At 53.7% G+C, this 2,500-nt stretch carries 2 tRNA genes and 1 rRNA gene (1 of these 3 cut by a window edge); all 3 read left to right on the plus strand.

Annotated features, from left to right (window positions below):
- Positions 1-700: 700 nt before the first annotated feature.
- Positions 701-2,186: ribosomal RNA gene (locus tag AAXE93_RS12070) — 16S ribosomal RNA — on the plus strand.
- A 184-nt stretch (positions 2,187-2,370) separates the two neighbouring features.
- Positions 2,371-2,444: transfer RNA gene (locus tag AAXE93_RS12075), tRNA-Ile, on the plus strand.
- A gap of 9 nt (positions 2,445-2,453) precedes the next feature.
- Positions 2,454-2,500: transfer RNA gene (locus AAXE93_RS12080), tRNA-Ala, on the plus strand; it runs 26 nt beyond the window's last position.

A 2,500-nucleotide genomic window follows, 5' to 3' on the forward strand; every position in this document is an offset into this window, starting at 1 on the left:
GTGAAACGCGTTGGCATCGCGGTGACCTCCAACTGAAACGTAGTTCTGGCAATGGGTTTCGCCAGTGGAAGCAACCCTTCAGATCTTTCAGGGGGTTTGCCCATTGCGACCTCGGGGGATGTGGTGTTATGGTTTTGTCTTGCGCGGGAGCCGAGAGGCGAGCGCGCAAGCCGAAGCGCTTGAGGCGAAAGTCTTGATGTGTCTGAGGCGGCTTACGAGACCAAGAGGGAGCGATCCCACGGTGTTGTAAGTTCTTCAAGCGGTCGCGAGAGGCCGCGATGACCAACCAACCGATCTCCTGCGAGGGAGTGAGGAACAGTCTGGTCGCACCTGGACAATTGAAAAGTTTAGGAACTGACGCTTTCATCGCGTTTGGTTCTGAGCCGAACCGAGAGGAGAGGCGAGGGGCCGAATGAAAGAGCGATGAAGGTGTGAGGTCCCGTCAAAAAATTTCGTTGCGAAGAAGCAATTCGCTGCAACGGGAGGGTTTTCACGAGCTCTCTTGTTGCCGGTGTGCGAATTGTGGAGCAACAACCGGATCTGAGATCCCGGAAAGTCATTGACAGAGAAATCTAGAGATGCACTCTTAAGAACCCTTTTGTGTCAGCGAAAGGAGGCCTCAACTGTTGCCAGTTTTAACTGAGTAATGGGTGACGCAAATCATTTTGAGGACGTGAAAACGTCTAAGAGGAAATGATCTACAACGGAGAGTTTGATCCTGGCTCAGGATGAACGCTGGCGGCGTGCTTAACACATGCAAGTCGAACGAACCTTCGGGTTAGTGGCGGACGGGTGAGTAACGCGTGAGAATCTGCCCTCAGGAGGGGGACAACAGCTGGAAACGGCTGCTAATACCCCATATGCCGCGAGGTGAAATGAATTTCGCCTGAGGATGAGCTCGCGTCTGATTAGCTAGTTGGTGTAGGTAATGGCTCACCAAGGCATCGATCAGTAGCTGGTCTGAGAGGATGATCAGCCACACTGGGACTGAGACACGGCCCAGACTCCTACGGGAGGCAGCAGTGGGGAATTTTCCGCAATGGGCGAAAGCCTGACGGAGCAACGCCGCGTGAGGGATGAAGGCCTCTGGGCTGTAAACCTCTTTTATCAAGGAAGAAGATCTGACGGTACTTGATGAATAAGCCACGGCTAATTCCGTGCCAGCAGCCGCGGTAATACGGGAGTGGCAAGCGTTATCCGGAATTATTGGGCGTAAAGCGTCCGCAGGCGGCCCTTCAAGTCTGCTGTTAAAAAGTGGAGCTTAACTCCATCATGGCAGTGGAAACTGTTGGGCTTGAGTGTGGTAGGGGCAGAGGGAATTCCCGGTGTAGCGGTGAAATGCGTAGATATCGGGAAGAACACCAGTGGCGAAGGCGCTCTGCTGGGCCATCACTGACGCTCATGGACGAAAGCCAGGGGAGCGAAAGGGATTAGATACCCCTGTAGTCCTGGCCGTAAACGATGAACACTAGGTGTCGGGGGAATCGACCCCCTCGGTGTCGTAGCCAACGCGTTAAGTGTTCCGCCTGGGGAGTACGCACGCAAGTGTGAAACTCAAAGGAATTGACGGGGGCCCGCACAAGCGGTGGAGTATGTGGTTTAATTCGATGCAACGCGAAGAACCTTACCAGGGTTTGACATCCTGCGAATCTCTTGGAAACAGGAGAGTGCCTTCGGGAACGCAGTGACAGGTGGTGCATGGCTGTCGTCAGCTCGTGTCGTGAGATGTTGGGTTAAGTCCCGCAACGAGCGCAACCCACGTCTTTAGTTGCCAGCATTTAGTTGGGCACTCTAGAGAGACTGCCGGTGATAAACCGGAGGAAGGTGTGGATGACGTCAAGTCATCATGCCCCTTACATCCTGGGCTACACACGTACTACAATGCTACGGACAAAGGGCAGCAAGTTCGCGAGGACAAGCAAATCCCATAAACCGTGGCTCAGTTCAGATCGTAGGCTGCAACTCGCCTACGTGAAGGCGGAATCGCTAGTAATCGCAGGTCAGCATACTGCGGTGAATACGTTCCCGGGCCTTGTACACACCGCCCGTCACACCATGGAAGTTGGCCACGCCCGAAGCCGTTACTCCAACCCTTGTGGAGGAGGACGTCGAAGGTGGGGCTGATGACTGGGGTGAAGTCGTAACAAGGTATCCGTACCGGAAGGTGCGGATGGATCACCTCCTAACAGGGAGACAACACAATGATTTTGATGCCTGAGTACTTTTATTCTTAGGCCGAAATCCTGTCACCTTAGGTCGATCGGTACCTCAGCTTTGAAGTTAAGGATCAGCAGCAATGTTGATTGCTTGATGGAGATTTTCAGTTCCTAAACTTTGTCTAGGTCACACCCCAAAAGGGATGAGACTCCTGGGCCATTAGCTCAGGTGGTTAGAGCGCACCCCTGATAAGGGTGAGGTCCCTGGTTCAAGTCCAGGATGGCCCATTCGGTGTTGGGGGTTTAGCTCAGTTGGTAGAGCGCCTGCTTTGCAAGCAGGATGT

The sequence above is a fragment of the Synechococcus sp. HIMB2401 genome (assembly GCF_042883245.1).
Classification (GTDB): Bacteria; Cyanobacteriota; Cyanobacteriia; order PCC-6307; family Cyanobiaceae; genus Parasynechococcus.